The 17875-nt window shown below is 68.0% G+C and carries 16 protein-coding genes; 6 read left to right on the forward strand and 10 right to left on the reverse strand.

The window, feature by feature from the left end:
- The first annotated feature begins 30 nt into the window (after positions 1 to 30).
- Positions 31 to 912 (forward strand): amidohydrolase family protein, encoded by an 882-nt coding sequence (locus AB4Z47_RS06865; RefSeq protein ID WP_441948781.1) that lies wholly within the window; start codon positions 31 to 33, stop codon positions 910 to 912.
- Positions 913 to 954: 42 nt separating this feature from the next.
- Here the strand turns inward: AB4Z47_RS06865 and AB4Z47_RS06870 are convergent, their stop codons facing one another.
- From AB4Z47_RS06870 to AB4Z47_RS06885, 4 genes are all read right to left on the reverse strand, one after another.
- Positions 955 to 1452 carry a DUF456 domain-containing protein gene (locus AB4Z47_RS06870; protein ID WP_441948783.1) on the reverse strand — a complete coding sequence of 166 codons (498 nt, stop codon included), beginning with the start codon at positions 1450 to 1452 and terminating at the stop codon, positions 955 to 957.
- Positions 1453 to 1504: 52 nt separating this feature from the next.
- Positions 1505 to 1894 carry a hypothetical protein gene (locus AB4Z47_RS06875; protein WP_441948785.1) on the reverse strand — a complete coding sequence of 130 codons (390 nt, stop codon included), beginning with the start codon at positions 1892 to 1894 and terminating at the stop codon, positions 1505 to 1507.
- A gap of 237 nt (positions 1895 to 2131) precedes the next feature.
- Positions 2132 to 2803, reverse strand: a complete 672-nt coding sequence (locus AB4Z47_RS06880; RefSeq protein ID WP_441948786.1) for a methylated-DNA--[protein]-cysteine S-methyltransferase — start codon at positions 2801 to 2803, stop codon at positions 2132 to 2134.
- A 126-nt stretch (positions 2804 to 2929) separates the two neighbouring features.
- Positions 2930 to 3280, reverse strand: a complete 351-nt coding sequence (locus tag AB4Z47_RS06885) for a hypothetical protein (RefSeq protein WP_441948788.1) — start codon at positions 3278 to 3280, stop codon at positions 2930 to 2932.
- Between the two features lie 63 nt (positions 3281 to 3343).
- On the opposite strand from AB4Z47_RS06885, the gene yczR reads away from it, so the two are divergent.
- Complete coding sequence (gene yczR, locus AB4Z47_RS06890) at positions 3344 to 4849, forward strand: MocR-like transcription factor YczR (RefSeq protein ID WP_441948790.1); 1506 nt, start codon at positions 3344 to 3346, stop codon at positions 4847 to 4849.
- Positions 4850 to 5181: 332 nt separating this feature from the next.
- On the opposite strand, the gene AB4Z47_RS06895 is transcribed toward yczR, so the two are convergent.
- The gene (locus tag AB4Z47_RS06895) at positions 5182 to 6279 is read right to left on the reverse strand and encodes a CaiB/BaiF CoA transferase family protein (protein ID WP_441948791.1); all 1098 of its coding nucleotides are present in this window, start codon (positions 6277 to 6279) and stop codon (positions 5182 to 5184) included.
- Between the two features lie 201 nt (positions 6280 to 6480).
- Between AB4Z47_RS06895 and AB4Z47_RS06900 the strand changes: the two genes are divergently transcribed.
- Entirely contained in the window at positions 6481 to 6732 is a 252-nt protein-coding gene (locus AB4Z47_RS06900) for a hypothetical protein (protein ID WP_441948793.1), read from the forward strand.
- A gap of 116 nt (positions 6733 to 6848) precedes the next feature.
- Here the strand turns inward: AB4Z47_RS06900 and AB4Z47_RS06905 are convergent, their stop codons facing one another.
- Entirely contained in the window at positions 6849 to 9452 is a 2604-nt protein-coding gene (locus AB4Z47_RS06905; RefSeq protein WP_441948794.1) for a LuxR C-terminal-related transcriptional regulator, read from the reverse strand.
- A 117-nt stretch (positions 9453 to 9569) separates the two neighbouring features.
- A complete protein-coding gene (locus tag AB4Z47_RS06910; protein ID WP_441948795.1) occupies positions 9570 to 10859 on the reverse strand; it encodes an adenylosuccinate synthase in 1290 nt (429 codons plus the stop codon).
- Between the two features lie 276 nt (positions 10860 to 11135).
- Between AB4Z47_RS06910 and AB4Z47_RS06915 the strand changes: the two genes are divergently transcribed.
- Together AB4Z47_RS06915 and AB4Z47_RS06920 are read left to right on the forward strand one after the other, a co-directional pair.
- Complete coding sequence (locus tag AB4Z47_RS06915) at positions 11136 to 11795, forward strand: hypothetical protein (protein WP_441948796.1); 660 nt, start codon at positions 11136 to 11138, stop codon at positions 11793 to 11795.
- Complete coding sequence (locus AB4Z47_RS06920; RefSeq protein WP_441948797.1) at positions 11792 to 12574, forward strand: site-2 protease family protein; 783 nt, start codon at positions 11792 to 11794, stop codon at positions 12572 to 12574. The genes AB4Z47_RS06915 and AB4Z47_RS06920 overlap by 4 nt, the downstream gene beginning before the upstream one ends.
- A gap of 351 nt (positions 12575 to 12925) precedes the next feature.
- Here AB4Z47_RS06920 and AB4Z47_RS06925 read toward each other — a convergent pair whose 3' ends face one another.
- The 3 genes from AB4Z47_RS06925 to AB4Z47_RS06935 all read right to left on the reverse strand — a co-directional run bounded on the left by AB4Z47_RS06925 (position 12926) and on the right by AB4Z47_RS06935 (position 15661).
- Positions 12926 to 14029 (reverse strand): FUSC family protein, encoded by a 1104-nt coding sequence (locus AB4Z47_RS06925; RefSeq protein WP_441948835.1) that lies wholly within the window; start codon positions 14027 to 14029, stop codon positions 12926 to 12928.
- A gap of 93 nt (positions 14030 to 14122) precedes the next feature.
- Positions 14123 to 14566, reverse strand: a complete 444-nt coding sequence (locus AB4Z47_RS06930) for a DUF3151 domain-containing protein (protein WP_441948799.1) — start codon at positions 14564 to 14566, stop codon at positions 14123 to 14125.
- 576 nt (positions 14567 to 15142) lie between these two features.
- On the reverse strand, positions 15143 to 15661 hold the full coding sequence (locus tag AB4Z47_RS06935) for a hypothetical protein (protein ID WP_441948800.1): 519 nt from the start codon (positions 15659 to 15661) through the stop codon (positions 15143 to 15145).
- A 757-nt stretch (positions 15662 to 16418) separates the two neighbouring features.
- Here AB4Z47_RS06935 and AB4Z47_RS06940 point away from each other — a divergent pair.
- Positions 16419 to 17834: an Rv0361 family membrane protein gene (locus AB4Z47_RS06940; RefSeq protein ID WP_441948802.1), complete on the forward strand. Its 1416-nt coding sequence runs from the start codon at positions 16419 to 16421 to the stop codon at positions 17832 to 17834.
- The last annotated feature ends 41 nt before the right edge of the window (positions 17835 to 17875 follow it).

Here is a 17875-nt window from a genome sequence, read left to right on the forward strand (position 1 = left end):
GAAAATCCGACACTGAGGCATTCTGTACAAGTGTTCGATGCCCACCTGCACATCTTCGACCCGCGGTTCCCGCTGGCCGAGAACGAGGGCTACCTGCCCGACCCGTTCACCATCGCCGACTACCGAAAGCGCATGGCACGCTTCGATGTCGGCGGCGGCGCCGTAGTCAGCGGCTCGTTCCAGGGCACGGATCAGAGCTACCTGAAGGCCGCCCTCGCCGAACTGGGCGAAGGCTGGGTCGGCGTCACCCGCCTGGACCTGGACGCCACCGACGAGGAGATCATCGAGCTGGACCGCATCGGTGTGCGCGCGCTGCGGTTCAACCTCAAGCGCGCCGCCGCCGACATCACCGGGATGACACTCCAGGCGTTGCGGGCCTACGAGCTGGTCGGTTGGCATGTCGAGGTCTACATCGACGGCACCATGCTCGCCTCGCTGCAACCAGTCATTTCCAAGCTGCCCGCGCTGTCGGTCGACCACCTCGGCATGTCGGAAGAGGGTCTGCCGTTCCTGCTGGATCTCGTTGATCGAGGAGCGCGGGTCAAGGCCACCGGTTTCGGTCGCGTCGCGATGAACGTCGCCGACACGCTGCGCCGCATCCACGCGGTGAACCCCGAAGCCCTCATGTTCGGCAGCGATCTCCCCGGCACCCGTGCGGGCCGCCCATTCGAGGACTCGGACGTCGACCTCCTCTGCGATGTGGTGGGCACCGACATGTACCCGGTGCTGGAGGACAACGCGCGCGCCTTCTACCGGCTCCCGGCCCGCGAGCGCATCATCCCCACCGACCCGGCCCCGACATTGCCGCTGTACCGTCCCGAACCGCCGACCCTCCGGCTGCACCGCGCGGAACTCCCCGAACCTCGAGCCGGAGACACGATTCCGTTCCCCGCCATCGAACAGAGCCCATGACTGTACTGGCGACCGCGCCTGCTGTTCGCTCGCTGCGCTCACTCAGGCGACGATGGCGCCGACGACCCAGACGCCGGTGGCCAGCAGCGCGCCGAAGAGTTCGATGAGCATGGACAGGCCGACACCCTTCAGCGCGTGAACCGTTGCCTGCCAGGCCTGTTGACCGGCGCGCAGGCGTTGAAGTTCCGAAAGGTACACGCCGAGAACGAAACCGACGAATAGGCCGACCACCGGGATCACGAAAAACCCGACGATGCCGAGGATCGCGCCGAGGAAGACGGCACGGTTGGACACACCCGCGTCCTTCATCTTGCGGCCCGGCCAGGTGTACTTGACGACCCCGGAAATCACGAGCAGCGCCGTACAGATCGTGAAGACGATCCATGCCGTAGCGCCGCCGGTCAGAAAGGCCCAGACGGCGATAGCACCGAAGATCAGGATGACGCCCGGCAGGATCGGGACGATGATCCCGACGAGGCCGACCAGAATGACGAGGCCGACGAGTAGGGTGTACCACCCCTGATCTGAGAATGTCTGCACAGGTCGAGCGTATGTCCGTCGGGCGGCTATGGGCGACTCGGAGATAACGCGTTCAACGCCATGACCGAGCCCGCAGCAACCAACGCCAGCGCGGCAGTTCCGCGAACACGGTGACTGCCGCCAACAATGACACCGCCACGGCGATCCAGGCAGGCCACGCGAACCATGCGCTGACAACGGCAGCAATCAGCTGGAGCACTACCAATCCGATCGTGACTATTCCTGGAACAGCAACCAGCACCTGATGCTTGTCGCCCGACGTCGCGAAAACGGTCGGCAACCCGATCAAAAGCACGACGGCGACCACAGCGAGCGGAACCGAATAGCCGACGAGCGCCCACGGCGTCGCAACCCAGGCCACCAGCTCGGTGGTGAACCGCAAGGCCGAAGCCAGCCGCCCCGTACCCGTCAGATTCGGCGACTCGCTTACCTGCTCAGACATAACGCGCAGCGTCCCACAGCGACCGGCGCGAATGTCAAGCGGTTGTGACAAAACGACGTCCGAGACGAGCTGTCACTCCCGGCCGAGGTGATCATGGGTTCGCTGCCGCAGCTGTGTCTGCTGCTGTTCGTTCGCTAATTGCAGACGCCGCCCTACTGAGGATGCGAGTACTGTCCATCGCCATCGCCATACGATCAGCGACCTTCCGTGGGACTTCGCCACCGCAGGTGCATCGGTTCAGAACAACGTCGGCTCACCGAACCCCGGCGTGCGCTCGATTTCCAGCAGCCGCTGCTTGGTATCGATTCCACCGGGTGCGGAGAAGCCGTGCAGCGCATGGTCGGCCGCGAGTACGCGGTGACACGGAATGATGAGTGTAATCGGATTGCGGCCCAGGGCCTGTCCGACTGCCTGAGCGGCGCCTGGCGCGCCGATCCGGTCGGCGACCTGGCCGTAGCTGAGGGTGTGACCGGGATCGATAGCGCGCGTCACCTCGTAGACGGCGCGGTGGAATTGTGGAATTTCACTGGTATCCACCGGAATCCAGCGCAAATCGTCGAGCTCGCCTGCGAGGTGGGCACGGATGGCCGTGATGGCCTCGGCTACCACGCCGGGGGGTGTCTCGTCGCGAACCTCCTTGCCCTGTTCTCCCGCACGACGGCGTGTGATGCGCGCCAGGGTCACTGCCGGGCTGGCCTCGGGGAGCTGGAATCGGATCACCGCCGCGCCACGCCACGCGATCGCGCAGTGCCCGATGGCGGTGTCGAACAGCGTCGCCGCGGCGGGGAGGCCGGTGGCTGCAATGGTCGAGGGTATGGGCCCGATTGCAGCGGGCGTGACCTCGGTGATGAAGCGAGTGGCCTCGGTGGTCCGAGTGGCCTCGGCAGCAAGGCGAGTGGAATCACTCATACGCCAAGTCTGCACCGGGCGACCGACAAGTTCGGAAAGGTCAGTCCAGATATCCGAAACTGGCCTTGGACGCGCCTTCGGGTGCCCCGGTCGTCAGCGGCTCCGCCTCGGCTTCGTCGCAGTTGATCAGCAGCGGTGACGTGGCCTTGCGAGTGCTGACACCGCACTGACACCCGCGGGCACACCGGTTTTCCGGGTGGGCCTGGCCGACACGATCGGCGCGGAAGCGGGGGGCACGTCGACGACGCGGTCCTCCCCGATGCCCAAATCCGCATCCGGAACGTCGCCGCGCCCGTAGATCGCCACGAGATCGGCATATCGTCGCTGCTCGTCGTAGTACGAAAGAGTCCTCTCGGACATCGGCGTACGCGGGCGGAAGCCCTCGAGACGGAAGGCTCGCTCGTCGCGTCTCGATGCGAAGCGGTAGCTCAGAAATCCGAAGGAGGCAAGGATGAGCGCGGTGGTGACGGTGGTCATGTCGGACAGCGTGCGCCCAACTGGCCTTGCAAATAAATATCCAATCAGTCAATACTGGCCCGTATGGCGACGAGAGTGATCGGCGCGGGCAGCTTGGCTCGCGATCTGGGTCGATGGCGGAACGTGGACGACGGCGAGGGCGATTCGGCCGGTCGACGGTCCGCGCGTCCGGCGTACCTGGCGCTCGCCGAAGGCATCCGGCTGCTGATCCACGACGGACGCGCACCGTTGGGTGTCGCACTGCCCAGCGAACGCGATCTCGCCGCCACCTTGGGGGTCAGTCGCACGACCATCACGTCCACCTACGCGCTGTTGCGGGAGCACGGCTACCTGATCAGCAGGCAGGGCTCACGCAGCACCGTGGCGCTGCCACGCGATGTGCAGCACGACGGCATCAAGCCGGCCAGGAGCATCCTCGCCACAATGGCCCCGCCCGAGTTGCCCACCATCGACATGACCTACGCTGCCATGGCCGCCCCGCTCGAGATGCAGGAAGCGTATTCGATTGCTCTGCAAGGCCTTCCGGCTTTTCTCGGCACGCACGGCATGGACCCGGTCGGTGTGCTCGTGCTGCGTGAGGCGATCGCCCGCCGCTACACCGCGCGCGGCCTGCCGACCGACCCGGACCAGATCCTGGTCACCCTCGGCGCGCAGCACGGCCTGCGCCTGCTGCTGAATGTGCTCACCGCACCCGCCGCCCGTGTGCTCATCGACCACCCGACCTATCCGAACGCCATCGAGGCGATCCGCGACGTCGGTGCCCGCCCGGTGCCGGTGCCGCTGCGCCCGGAAGACCCGGTGGCCCGCTGGGACCTCGACGGAATCCGCAGCGCCGCGCGGCAAACCGCGGCCACGCTGGCCTACCTGGTGCCGGATTACAACAACCCGACCGGCCTGCTGCTGGACGCCGACGGCCGTGCCGAGCTGGCTGCCATCGCCAGGGAGACCAGGATGACTATCGTGATCGACGAGTCCATGGCGGATCTCGGGCTCGGCAACGAAGTCCCGCCACCTCCGGTCGCGGCGTTCGCCAAGGGCGCGGAGATCGTCACGATCGGCTCGGCGTCGAAATCGTTCTGGGGTGGTCTGCGCGTCGGCTGGATTCGCACCAACCAGTCGCTGATCACCAAACTGCTCGGCATCCGTTCCACGGTCGACCTCGGCACCCCCGTCATGGACCAGTTGGCCACCGTGCACCTGCTCGAGCACGCGGACGTCATCCTCGACCGCCGCCGCGACCAATTGCGTTCGCAGCGTGCCGCTCTACTCGATTCCCTCGCCGAGGAGCTGCCGGACTGGCGCGTGACCGTCGGTGCGGGCGGCATGTCGGTGTGGGCGCAGCTGCCGAGTTCGGTGTCGACCGCGCTGGCCGCCACGGCGCCCAATCACGGCGTATTGCTCGCCGCGGGTCCGAGATTCGGCGTGCAGGGCGCGTTCGAACGGTTCCTGCGGCTGCCGTTCACGCACCAGGAACCTGAATTGCGATTGGCGGTCAAGGCGATTGCCTCCGCCTATGAGGCACTGACCCCACGTGCCGCCGATCCGTTGACGCCGCTGACCTGCTACTGACAGTGCGGGAGGTCTGCGGAGGACCTTGGCCGGCGGCACTTCCCCTCCGAGCGCCGCCGGGCACGACCGGCCCGCCACCCCTCGGGGCTGGCCCTCGTCGTGTGCGGACGGCGTGCAGAAGGCTGCACGGCGCCGAGGCCTCCAGCAAGCGAGGCGGTCAAGCAGCGGACCGGACAGATGACCATCTCAATCAGCTGCGCTCTAGAGTCGCCTGCTCGCCGACAGTATGGCAGGCCCAGTGCCATACTGTCGAACCGGTTGGTATGTTAAAAGTTTGATCATCTGCCGCAGACAAGCGGGATGCCGCACTGTTGTGGCAGCCCGCTCGGCGCTCAGTCGGCCCAGACCGACTCGATGGGCGTGGCCGTGGTCGGCGGTGGGGTGGGGATGCCGTTCGGGGTGCGGGAGAACCGAGGCGCCGGGGCATGCTGGGTGATGTTGTCCAGCTCCAGCAGCGAGCCACGGGCCGCGATGTGCTCGTTCTTCGTCGCCTCCGCAAAAGTGAGGACGGGTGAGACGCAGGCGTCGGTCCCGACGAAGATCTCGGTCCACTCGTCGCGGGTCTTGACCCGGAAGCGTTCGGCGAACAGCTTTTTCAATGTCTCCTGGCCTGCCGGGTCGAGCTGGAACGGCAGACCCTCCGGATCGATTTCGAGCCCGGCGAGCAGCTGCGCGTAGAACTGCGGCTCGATCGCGCCGACCGCCATGTACTTGCCGTCGGAGGTTTCGTAAGTGTCGTAGAACGACATTCCGGTGTCGAGCAGGTTCACACCGCGCTCGTCGGACCAGGCACCGGCACCCCGCATCCCCCAGATCATGTGCGAAAGGGCGAGGGCGCCATCGACCATCGCCGCGTCGATCACCTGCCCCTTGCCCGAGGTCTGTCGCTCGACCAGCGCGGCGAGGATCCCGAACACCAGGAACATCGAGCCGCCGCCGAAGTCGCCCACCATATTCAGCGGCGGGACCGGGCGCTCACCCTTCCGTCCGATCGCGTGCAGTACACCGGTGACAGAGATGTAGTTGATGTCGTGGCCGGCGCGGTCGGCCAGCGGACCCTCCTGACCCCAGCCGGTCATCCGGCCGTAGACCAGGCGGGGGTTGCGGGCGAGCGCGGCGTCCGGGCCGAGGCCCATCCGCTCGGTGACCCCGGGACGGAAGCCTTCGATCAGCACGTCCGCCTTCTCGACCAAGCCGAGCACTTTCTCGAGATCAACGGGATCCTTGAGGTCGGCCTCGACGATGGTTCGTCCGCGCAACTGCGGCCGGTCGAATCCGCCGGGCAGCTGGCCGTCGCGCTGCACCCGCACTACGTCGGCGCCGAGATCGGCGAGCAGCAGTGCGGCGTGCGGACCGGGGCCGATGCCGGCCAGTTCGATGACCTTGATGCCCGCGAGCGGGCCATGCTCGGCGGTGGATGGAGTGCTCACGCCCTACCTCGGTTCGTCGTTGATCCAGCACGCCGGGTGCCGGCGCATCCTCCAGGACACGACCGGAAAGCGTGTATTGACAGTATGACAATAACGACGGCCGGGGCCGAGCAGCACGCCCGTCAGTCGATCCGGTGTTCGCGATAGAAATCGCAGGCTGCCCCGGTGATGTAGCCGTCCTCGCAACCGAAATACGTCTGTATGCAGGCGTTCGACGAGCACCCGATTTCGATCAGCTTCTGCCTGATCCGCGAGCTACGCTCCTGCGGAGTCTCCGACCTCGGCGTCGCCGACACCCGGCTGGTCGCCGACGGCGAACCGGGGATCGGCGCCTGCTGCCCGCTCGAGCAGCCGAGCGTGAGCGCCATCCCGGCCGCAACCGAACATACGACGATGAAAACCCGCACCATCCGTCCCAACCACACCGAAGAAACCCTGGTCACGTCAGCCTAACAACCAACTCGCCGCGGCGAGCGGCACAGGGCCGAGGCAAAGCGCGAGTGCGTGCACTCGTATCGATCCTCCGGCCGCACCGTGCCACGGGACATGCTCGGGCTGCGGCCGGAATCTCACCTTGCTCCGGATTCGCCGCGCATCAGGGCGCCGAGGGATTCGCGATCGGTGACGTCCATCTTGATGCAGGCACGGTAGAGGTGCCCCTCCACCGTGCGCACCGAGACGGTGAGGCGGTCAGCGATCTGCCGATTGGACAGCCCCGCGGCGACGAGATTCGCGATCTCGCGTTCCCGCGCGGTCAACGGCAACGGCTGCGCGGCGTGCCGCAGGGCGGGCGTGCTCGCTCCACCACAGGCTGCGGCGAGGCGGTTCGCCGCGGCGGCGGACTCCAGCAGCCTGCGCCGGTCACCGGCCCGCTCGTGTGCCGACGCGGCCTGGGCCGCGGCGTCGGCCGCCGACAACATCGCGCCGATACGCTCGAATTCCGCTGCGGCGGCGTCGAGTCCTTGGCCGTCATGTGCGGCGAGGGCTACCGCGTGCCGTGCCTGCGCCTGCACCAGCCGTCCCTCCACCCGGGACGCCAGGTCGGCAAGGCGGCCTGCCGCGGAGTGATCACCGAACCGGGCCGCGGTGTGCAGCGCCATGGCCTCGATCGCATACTGATGCGCGCGGGCAGCCGCGTCGGCGGCGCCGAAAGCGATCCGGACGGCTGGGGTGACGGTGCCTTCCGCGGCAGCCTGCCAGGCACGCGCGATTTCGAGCTGTGGTTCGTAGACCGCACTGTGCCGTCCCCCACGCGCGGTGGCGTCCGCGATCGACTCGGCCGCCTCGGCGGCACGGCCGAGCGCCGAATACGCCTCGGCCAGACGAATTCTCGCCGGAAACATCCAGGCGGCCGCGCCTTCGGCCGCCAGCGCGGCCAGCGCCTGTTCCAGATGCTCGATGCCGACCAGGAACCGGCCCTGCGCAACGTCGACGGTGCCCTGCAGAATCTTCGACATGCCCCAGGCCAGGTATTGGCCTGGCGCGGAGTAGCCGAAATACGCCCCGGCACAACGCCGTGCCGCCTCGAGATCGCCGGTGAAGGTGAGCGCGAGCACCTCCGCGTGTGTGGACATGAAGCGATTGAGCCCGTCAATATGCTCTTCCACCTCGTGACCACGCGCCGCGTACTTCCTGGCCGCCTCGCCCTTGCCCATCAACGCCAGTGCGAGCCCGCCGCCGAACGCAGCCCACCACACCGCCCACGGCGGTGCGCCCTCCGTGGTCATAACCGTTTCTGCCTCGGTGAACGCGTGCTCGATCCGGTTCTCGTTGACCGCCGACGCCGAGGTGAGACCGGTGAAGATCGCGGCGATCTTCGGATGCTTCACCTTGTCGCGCAACAGCGTCAGCACTTCGTCGGCGCGGTCGGCATCGCCGATGGCCCACAACAGATTCGCCACCCGGGTGCTGCCCCAGCGCGCAAGCTGCACCTCGTCGAGCTGGTCGGGATCGAAGCTGGCCAACGTGCGTTCGGCCTCGATCCGATGCCCCTGCCACAGCAGGGCGCGCGCCAGCAGGTCGGCGGCCTCCACGCCGCCGCGCCGCTCCACCGCAGCCCGCGCGAAACGTTCGCCCAGTGGCAGATTCGCCAAACCGATCGCGTCGGCGGCGGCCGCCTCGAATAGTTCCAGATCCGCGGATTTATCACTGTCCAAGGCCAATTCGGCCAGCCGGATCCGGTCGGCGGCGGAGTTGATCGGGCGTTCTTTGAGCGAGGAATACAGACGGCCACGCAATCGTCGTGCCGAAGCGATACCGAGCCTGCGCCGGATCACCTCGCCGAACAGCGGGTGGTTGTATCGCACGGTGAGCTGATGCGAACTCTCCACAACCCGGATCACGCCGCGGTTTTCGGCGGCTTCCACCGCATCCTCACCGGCCAATTCGGCGAGCACATCGAGATCGATCGGCTCACAGAAGGTGAGCAGTTCCAGCACCCGCAGCACCGGATCGGGCAGCTGCTCGACCCGATCCTCCAGCAGCGCGGCCAGTTCCGAGGTCACCGCGGCCCGGCCGCGCAGCTGCCACACACCGTTCACCTGGCGCAGCGTGCCCGCCTCCAGCGCCCCCTCGACCAAATGCTTGAGGAACAGGGCGTTTCCGGCGGAGGACTCCCACATCAGGTTGGCGGTAAACCCCTCCAGCTGCCCGCCGAGCATCGACTCCACCAGCTCCACGCTCTGCCGCTGACTGAACGGGCGCAGGGCGATGCGCATCAGATGCCCGTCTTTCCACAGCGAGGTGACCGCGTCGGGTACCGGCACTCCGCTGCGGACGGTGACCACGATGTGCGCGGCCTTGTCTATGGCCAGCTGCAACAGGAGGGTGGCCGAGAGCTGGTCGAGCAGGTGGGCGTCGTCCACGCCGATCACCGTGTGCCCGTCGGCGAGCAGTGCCTCGCGCGCGGCGGACATGAACGTCACTGGATCGTGCGCCGTATAGACGCCGACCATGTGCGCGAACACCCCCAGTGGAATGCTGCGTGCCGACTCGGTGCCCGCCACCCAGCGAATATTGCCGCCGATCGCGGAGGTGGCATGCCGGGCCAGGGTGGTCTTGCCCACCCCGGCATCGCCGGTGAGCACCACCCCGACATGTTCCGGCCCGGTCAGCGCCGCGCGGATCGCCTCGAATTCGCTTCCGCGCTCGATCATCGGCCAGTTCCGAGCCATCCTCTTACTGTAGTTCTTCACCGATCATGATCGAAGCCGACGAACCATGAACCGGCACGGGGATTCCCTGTGATCGGGGCCGAAACTCCGCTGGACCGTAGCGAATTCGAACCGGTTCTAGCCGAGGACGTCGTGCCGGACGATCGTCTGATCCCGGCCGGGACCGACACCCACACAGGAAATGCGGGCGCCGGACAGCTCCTCCAGACGCAACACATACGCCTGTGCGTTCGTCGGCAGTTCCTCGAAGGTGCGCGCGCCGGAGATGTCCTCCCACCAGCCGGGCATCTCCTCGAAAATCGGCTTCGCATGGTGGAATTCGGTCTGGGTGGTCGGCATCTGCTCGACCCGCTGGCCGTCGACGTCGTAGGCGACGCAGATCGGCACCGTCTCCAGGCTGGACAGGACGTCCAGCTTGGTGAGGAAGTAGTCGGTGATGCCGTTGACCCGGGTGGCGTAGCGGGCGATGACCGCGTCGAACCAGCCGCAGCGCCGCGCACGACCGGTGGTGACGCCGACCTCGCCGCCGGTCTTTGCCAGGTACGTGCCGAACTCGTCGAACAGCTCGGTCGGGAACGGGCCGGAGCCGACCCGGGTGGTGTAGCACTTCAGGATGCCGAGCACCGTATTGATCCGGTTCGGACCGACGCCCGCGCCGACCGCCGCGCCGCCGGAAGTCGGGTTCGACGAGGTGACGTACGGGTAGGTGCCGTGGTCCACGTCCAGCAGGGTGCCCTGTGAACCCTCCAGCAGCACCGTCTCCCCGCGCTCCAGCGCCAGGTTCAGCTGCAGCCGGGTGTCGGCGATCCGGTGCTTGAAGCTGTCGGCCTGCGTGAGCACCTCGTCGACCACCTGCTGCGGGTCGAGCGCGCGGCGGTTGTAGATCTTGACCAGCACCTGGTTCTTGAACTCCAGCGCGGCCTCGACCTTCTGGGTGAGGATCTTCTCGTCGAGCACGTCCGCGACACGCACGCCCACGCGGGCGACCTTGTCCTGGTAACAGGGGCCGATGCCGCGGCCGGTGGTGCCGATCTTCTTGTTGCCGAGGAAGCGTTCGGTGACCTTATCGATGGCCACGTGGTACGGCATGATCAGGTGCGCGTCGGCGGAGAGCAGCAGGCCGGAGGTGTCCACGCCGCGCTCTTCCAGCCCGGCCAGCTCCGCGAGCAGCACACCGGGGTCGATGACGACGCCGTTGCCGATGACATTCGTCACGCCGGGGGTGAGGATGCCGGAGGGGATCAGGTGCAGGGCGAAATTGTCCCCGTTGGGCAGTACCACGGTGTGTCCGGCGTTGTTGCCGCCTTGGTAGCGAACCACCCACTGCACCCGGCCACCGAGCAGATCGGTTGCTTTGCCCTTACCTTCGTCACCCCATTGGGCGCCGATGAGGACGATTGCCGGCATTGTCGTGTCTCCTACGGTTCGACAGGCAACACTGGTGTGTTGCAGCTACCTGCCGTACTGGGGCGGTGGCCGGAAGCACAGTCTAGCCGACCCATCCGAAGCAGCGTCGCGTCGGATCTCGCCGTAGTCTCGACAACGGTGTGGTCAGAGCCGGGCAGGGCTATGGTTGCACGGCACGCCGAGCGGCAGCGCGGCGTCAACCGGAGCGAACCATAGGGGGTTCGCCCTGCGAGGGCCCGACGGTGTCGGCTCGAACCGAGGAGGGTGTACGGCAGCTTGAGTACCCATGTTCTCCGCTGCGACGGCGCACCCGTACCCATTGCGCTCGCGGCGCTGCCGACCACTCAAACGGGCGCCATCCCTGACACCGCCGAGATCGACGAACTCCTTCCCGTGCTGGCCGCCGACAGCCTGCCGCGCCTGATCGTGCTCGGTGAGGATGCCGCACTGGCCGCGGTGCTCACCCATCTGATGCGCACCGAGCGACTGCACGTGGAGATCGGCTACGTGCCGGTCGACAAGACCTACGGCTCGCGCGTTTACCAGACCGGCGCCGGCAACGCCGCGGCCAAGCGCGCTCTGGAGGGCCGCGCCACCGAGACGCCGCTGGTCAGAGATGACACCGGCACGGTTCTGGTCGGTCGCGCGGTGCTCACCGGCGTGGGCGGGAAAAAGCTGGAGGGCGAGGCCTATGTCGACGACACCCAGCTGTTCTCCGGCAAGGTGACGGCCATGCTGGTCTCGCCGACTTTGGAGCTGCCGGGCATACAGGCGGCCGTGCAGAAGGGCATCCGCAGGCGCCGCTGGCTCGAGGGCCGGGCGGCGCAACTCGGCACCCCAGGCGCGATCGTGACCAGGGACGGCATCCGCACCGACCGGCCCGTGCCGCGCTCGAGCTTCTACCGCCACCACGAATCCTGGCTGCTGGTCCGATGACTTCTCCGTTCCCGATCGACCGAAGGTCGCGCGCGGTCCGGCCGAGCCCGGTGTTCCTGCTCGTGATCATCCTCACGGTGGTCGGCGGCGTGCTGGCCTGGGACGCCCCGGTGGACTCGACCAAAGCCAAGGTCGGGGTGTTCGTGCTCGTGGTGTTCGGCTGGATCGTCACGTTGTGCCTGCACGAGTTCGCGCACGCCTTCACGGCGTGGCGGGCCGGAGACCGTGAAGTGGAGCTGCGCGGATATCTGACACTGAACCCGTTGAAGTACAGCCATCCGCTGCTGTCGATCGTGTTGCCGATGGTGTTCATCGCGCTCGGCGGGATCGGCCTGCCGGGCGGAGCGGTCTACGTGCACTCCCACAATGTCGCACCGCGCACGCAACGGATCATCAGCGGCGCCGGGCCTTTCGTGAATGCGCTGTGCGCGGCGCTGCTGCTCGCGGTCGTCCGGTTCGCAGGCAGCGCGAGTGCGCATCCCGCGCTCTGGTTCGGCGTGAGTTTCCTTGCGTTCCTTCAGATCACGGCAACTCTACTGAACCTGATCCCGCTGCCCGGACTCGACGGCTACGGCATCGTCGAACCGTCACTGAGCTACCGGACGCGGCGCTCGCTTGATCAGTTCAAGCCGTTCGGCATGCTGATCCTGTTTGCGCTGCTGTTCACCCCCGCCATCAACCAGGTGTTCTTCGACGCGGTGTACGCCCTCTTCGAACTGTCCGGCGTTCCATCGAATTGGTCGCGATACGGCAGCTACTTGACCCGCTTCTGGACCTGATATCGGTGTCCCGGACGTCGGGGATGCAAGCCCCGGCCCGGCAGTTACCGCTTGTGGGGCCGCACCCGGAAAAACGCACGGGCCGCCCGATCGACACGACCGGGCGGCCCTGCTTCGCACTCCCGGCGATCAGCCCAACCCGTCCGTACAGATATGGCCGGTGGGGCGTTACACCCGGTGCGAAGTGGTCGACCGCGACACCCCTCCCCTCGCGGTCACCTGGAAAGTTACGGCGCGGACGCGGGCGGGACACGAGTAGTGCACTACCCGACGATCGAACTTGCGCTCGCCCCGGCCGCGAGCAACCCCTGCCCCGCATTGGAATGTCGGAATCTCGCTGAGTAGTCCGATTCAGGACGCGGGCGGCACGTAGGGGTTCTTGACCGTCGGGGGCAGCAGGGCCATCGCGGAAATCCGCTGCACGCCGCACACCTGCATCAGGTCGACCAGCGTCGAACGCACCTGCGCGAACACGACGTGCGCCGAAAGTCCCGCGCCCACTACCAATTCCGGGCGCGCACCCTTCGCGACCGAGCGCAGCACCCGGGCGGCCTCGGCCCGGTCGGGCTGCTCGCCGGGGTCCGTGAGCATCATCCGGCGTACCACGTCGACGGCTTGGCCCAGGCGCTCCACCTCGTCGATCAGTCCGGGATGGAGGATTTCGTCGTCGCGGACCAGAGTCAGCGAGCGCCGCAACAGGACTCGGGTGTTGCGGACGGCGTTGTCCAGCGGGTCCGCTGTGGCCCTGATGCGTTCGAGGCGGTCGCGGGAGTTCCAGTACAGCGGGGAGATCCGGCTGATCTCGCGTCCACCCTCCAGCGTTGCGCGCAGCGAGTCGATCTGTGGTTGGGTCGCGCGAACGGCGGTGAGCGCGCGGCGCACCTTCTCCTGGTCCTGCTCGAGCAGTCCGTCGGCGCATTCGGTGATCGACTTGCCCATCACGCCGAGGATTTCCGCGGCCAGCGTCCTCGCGCGGCGCACCGGATGCAGTGGGATCGCGGCGACCACCACCACGCCGACCAGGCCGCCGACCAGCGCGTCGATCATGCGGGAGAAACCGCCGCCCGCCGAGGGTGGCAGCAACGTCGCGACCAGCACCGCGGAACCGGCCGCCTGCATCGTGATGATCGAGCCGCCGTCGAGGAACACCACCACGGCCATGGCGACCGCGACCACAAGCGCGATCTGCCACACGCCGGTGCCGACGCGGGAGATGAACAGGTCGCCGATACCGATGCCGACCGCGACGCCGACCACCAGTTCCACCGAACGCCGCAGCCGGGCACCGAAGGAGATACCGATCGACACCACCGCCGCCGTCGGCGCGAAGAACGGCAGCGCGTGACCGATCACGTAATGCGCGAGGAACCAGGCCAGCGCAGCGCCGACCGCACACTGGATGATCGGCAGCGCAGACCGCCGCAGCCGCGCCCATGAGGAGCGCAGCCGAACCATGCTGCTCGCTTGGGCGGCGCCGAGGCGAGAATTCGGGTCGAGCCCACCCGTCACCCGACCGCGACCCCTCATCGATACTGCGATCACTACGGCTCAGTCGAGGCCGAGCTCTGCGGCCGCACGGGGGTCGCAGTCTTCCAACAGGTCCAGGCAACGCGCGTACTCTTCGGTCTCGCCGATCACCTTTGCCGCGCGGGCCAGCGCGCCGACACTGCGCAGAAATCCACGATTGGGCTCGTGGCTCCACGGCACCGGGCCGAAGCCCTTCCAGCCGTTGCGGCGCAGGAGGTCGAGGCCGCGGTGATAGCCGGTGCGCGCGAAGGCGTACGCGGCGACGATGTCATGGTTGACCGCCTCGTCTCGGCCTTCACCTCGGGTCAGCGCCGCCTCCGCGAGGTGAGCCCACGCGATCGAGGCAGCGGGATGGTCGGCCGCGACCCGCACCGGATCGGCGTTGTCGAGAAGCCCGTCCTCGGCATCGGAGATTTCGGGTAGCAGTACCGGTTGCGGTCCGAGTAGGTCACCGAACGAGGTCATGCGCTTCATTGTGCACCGCTGACCGATTTGCTCAATAGGCGGCTGCCTCGCCCTCACTCGGCCCGGCGCAGACCGATCACACACACCGCCCGACTGCACCCAGCATGCGACTGCCTCGCCCTCACTCGGCCCGGCGCAGACCGATCACACACACCGCCCGACTGCACCCAGCATGCGACTGCCACACCCTCACCCGGCCCGGCGCGGACTGATGACAGACTTCACGCGACTGCGCCCATTAGGCTGGCCGTCGAGTTTCACTGTTCCGCCTGAGCGAGGGGTGTGCGTGTCCGACGCGAACGACCAGAAGAACCCGGCGCGGGATGGCGCCCGACCGGCCAATTCGGCTGGGGCCGACGCACGCCCCGATGCCGTCACCGAACGCGCGCCGATCGCCGGGGCGGGCGACCGCCCTGCGCCGGCCCCGGCGGCCGAGCCGATCGCGCAAACGCCTGCAGGGCCGCGACCCGATGAGTCCGCGCGGAAATCGACCGAGGCCGCGCCGTCAGGTGGCGAAGGCGCCGAGCGCGGTGCGAATCCTGGTGGCGCGGCGGGTGCGGCGACGCCCGCCGTGCCTCAGGTCAGCACCCCGGATCCGAACGGCGCGCTCGGAACATGGTCGGCTGGCCGCCGGAAGGGTCCGAACTCGACAACCTCCAGATCGGTGGCCGCGAACAAGGCGACCAGCGCCGCAAGCTCCACGACCCCGCCGGCCTCGGATCCCCCATCTACACCGAACACCCCCGCTTCCGGTACAGCCTCCGACACGCCCGCCCCCGGACCCGCGAATACACCTTCATCGGTGCCGGCGGACAGCACGATTCCGCGGGCACCGGGATCCTCGGATAGCAAGAACTCACCCACGCCCAATGCGGCAAACGCAGCCCGCCCCGGATCGACAGGCCCGAACACGCCCGCCTCCGGACCAAAAGGTGGGGCGAACGCCGCCGCAACCGGATCGACGGGCGCACGCACACCCGCTTCCGGCCCCCCGGACCGGAAAAGCGCCCCGGATACCGAGACGACGAACTCGAACTCACCCGCCTCGGGACCGGCACAGGCCGACGCACCCGATCCCGGATCGACAAGCTCCACGCGCACACCTGCCACCAGAGCGACAGGTGGGGGGAATCAAGTCGAGCCCGGATCGACAGGCCCGAACACACCCGCGTCCGGAGCCACAGGTAAGGAAAACGCACCCGCGCCCGGATCGACCGGAACGGGCACACCTACCCCCGGGCCAGCGGGTAAAGCAGACACTGCTGCCCCCGGATCGACCGGAACCGGTACACCTACCCCCGGACCAGCGGGTAAAGCAGACACTGCTGCCCCCGGATCGACCGGAACCGGTACACCTACCCCCGGACCAGCGGGTAGCGGCAAGGCGGACTCTCCGAGCGATAACCCGGACGCGGCGGGCGCGGGACAACGCTCCGAATCAGGCGCAGCGGCCGCCTCTGCACCGACCGCAGCCTCGGCGAGGCGCGCCGCGGCACCGGGTGCAGACACGAAAATCGCAGCACCCGAACCGTCTTCCCCGGCGACCGGCGCAGCAAAGCAAGAGGCAACCGGTGGCGGCGCGTCAGGGTCCACCACAGCCGCATCGCGGGCCGGGTCCACGCGGGGCCGACCAGGAGCTGAAGCGCCAACCGAGGTCATCAAGCGAGACCAAGCGAGCTCCGAAACACCGCGAGATGCCGTGCCCGGCTCGACGCCATCGGGCCGACCTGCTTCGAAAGGTACTGCGGCGCAACCAAACAAGCCCTCCAAGGGGGTTGCGGCGCCGTCCGGATCGGGTGAAAAAGCCGGGCCGTCCGGCGCGGCAGCGGCTGGTGCCGCCGGAGCTGCCGCCGTGGCAGCTGGTTCCTCGGTCGGCGACACCGCGGCTACCGACACCACGTCGACAAGCTCTGACGCGATACCGAGCGGTTCCACGTCAGCGAGCGCCACCGCTGCCGGCGCAGCGGGCAAGTCCACGAGCGGTGCCGCGTCGACGGATGGCGCCGAGTCCGCGGGGAGTCCCGCATCAGCCGGTGGTCCGCCCACAGCAAGCGGTGCGGCGGCAGGTATCGCAGCGGACAAAGCCGCGACGGAGGGCAAAGCCGCACCTTCGAGCGGTTCCCGGTCGCCGGATGGTCCCGCATCTACGAGCAGTTCAGCCACTCGCAGCGGTGCGGCGGCTGGAACCGCCGCCGCGGCGGCAGGCGCCTCCGGGACCGCGGGCTCAGAGGCGGAGACAGCGGCGATCCCGCAGAACGCCCCGGGGCAGGCGGGCGGCGGGGATGCCGCGACGGAGGTGATGCGCAGGCCGCAACCGCCGAGCGAGCCCGATGGCCCGGAGGTGGGCAAGGCGCAGGTCGAAACGCCCGCGGCGGAGGACGATCAGAACCCGCCCGGTTCGGACGCGGTGACCATGGCGATGCCGGTGGTCAACCTGGACGACGCACAGACCGTCGCGCTGCCGATCCAGCGTCCCGCCGACGGCGGCGGCAAGGCAGGTACCGATCGCGTGGTCGCGCCCGCGGCGGGGCCGGTGCCGATCACCAAGCCGCCGAGCACGCCGCGTCCGGCGTCGGGGCCGAAGCAGCCCGGATCGCAGGGTCCGTCGGCACACCCGCAGCATGCACCGGGACCGGTCGGGGAGACTCCGCAACGCCCACCGGGCAAGCCGCGGCAGGAGGCGACAGCCCCCTCGCCGGCAGACGTCCAGCAGACCGTGCCCGCGCAGTCACTGGCGGGCCCCCGCCCGCCACAACCCCGGCTGATCGCCCAGCCGCAGCGCATCACCCCGCCACCGCGGGCCGCGTCCGAAACCCCCACCTCGACCGCGCGATCCAATCGGTGGCTGATCGCCGCGGGTGCGGCAGCCGTGCTGGTGGTAGCGCTGGTCGCGGTGATCGTGGCGCTTGTCACGAACTCCGACGACTCGCCAGAGGCGCAGGTCCGCGCCGCTATCACCGACTACACCCAGGCACTGAAGACCGGCGATCTGGTCACGCTGCGCGAAACAACCTGCGGTCCGCTGCACGACTTCTATCAGGGCATTTCCAACGACCAATTCGCCGGCGTGCATACGCTGTCGATGGAGCGCAAGAGCATCCCGGTGGTGGACAATATCGATGCCATCCGCATCACCGACGACACCGCCATCGCGCAGGCCACGGTGTACACCGAAGCCGATCCGACGAAGCGGTCGGCACGCACTTTCGACCTGCAGCGAACCGGCGACGGATGGAAGGTCTGCGACCCGCCCTCCAGCACCCAGTAGACACCTGGGATCGATAGCAATAGCACATTGATGGCTGGTCG

The organism is Nocardia sp. 2TAF39, assembly GCF_052114905.1.
GTDB lineage: Bacteria > Actinomycetota > Actinomycetes > Mycobacteriales > Mycobacteriaceae > Nocardia.